This window comes from Streptomyces sp. NPDC020801 (assembly GCF_044334385.1).
Taxonomy (GTDB): domain Bacteria; phylum Actinomycetota; class Actinomycetes; order Streptomycetales; family Streptomycetaceae; genus Streptomyces.
Genome location: NZ_JBIRST010000085.1, coordinates 1 through 1,071 on the forward strand (window position 1 = coordinate 1; position 1,071 = coordinate 1,071).

The window sequence follows — 1,071 nt, forward strand, 5'->3', positions numbered from 1 at the left end:
TCTGACCTCGGCAAGATCACCAACAGTAACCACCGCCGACGGCCCGACCAGCAAGCACGCATGCCTCTACATACACAAAGGAATTGACAACCTCCTGTATCGCGCGCACCGCAACGCCCACGACGGGCTCGGCGACATCAGTCGGCTGAAGCAGACCACGCTCGATGACTGCGCCGAGTTCTTCCACACCCACTACGCACCCTGCAACGCGGTTCTCACAGTGGCAGGCGGCTTCTCACCTCGGCAAGCGCTGTCCTTGATCGAACGCCACTTCGGCGACATCCCCGGCCGCCCGGCCGCGGGGCACCCGCACCTGGATGAGGAGACAACCGCCGCCGACAGGTGGCTGCGCTGCGGCGAGCCCGGGATTCCCGCACCTGTTGTAGCCGTCGGCTACCGCCTGGCAGGCCCCGACCAGGGCCTCAAGGGGTACCTGGCCCACATGCTTGTGGCCCGGATGCTCGGTGCCGAGTCCCTGCAGCCGGCGCCGGGGGCCGCGATGCGGCTGAGTGCCAGCTGCGGGTTCCTCGGACCGATGGACGCCCGCACCCCCGACACCCTCGTCCTCGCCGGTATGCTGCCGTTCGGCGTCGCCCCGGAGCAGTTCACAGCGCCGGTGGTAGGTCCGCTCGATCCAGGTGCGCAGCGTGCGGCTGCAGTGGAGCGTCTGCTCGGGCTGGAAGCTGGTGGTGAGCTGACGTCTGCTCATGTTCGGCTGGTGGCAGAGGTGTTGGGTCGTTCGGAGCGGACGGTGTGGCGGTGGCTGGCCGCTGGCCGCACGGGGCGTCTCGGGCGGGTGCCGGCTGGCCGGTTTACGGTGACGGTGGAGGTGGGGCAGTTGCTGGCTTTGTGGGGACGGCGTACTCTCATCACGAATTCCAACAGCCCAAGTTCCAAATCAAAATGACGGAAAATCAGGAAGACCGAATTCAGGGAGAGACCCCCGACAAGCTGACCCCGTAGCCAGCCTGAGGGGTTCGCGGAGCGAATCCCGTTCCGCCCGAATCGCGGAGCGAATTCGGGCCCGGGACAACGGAGTTGACCCGGGAATTCCGGCGGAGCCGGAATTCG

The 1,071-nt window shown here is 66.8% G+C and carries 1 protein-coding gene; it reads left to right on the forward strand.

Features of this window, described 5'->3' with window-relative positions; genetic code table 11:
- Positions 1–907, forward strand: a 907-nt coding sequence (locus ACH4UM_RS41820) for a M16 family metallopeptidase (RefSeq protein WP_398191948.1), incomplete at its 5' end; no start/stop codon positions are given.
- Positions 908–1,071: the final 164 nt, after the last annotated feature.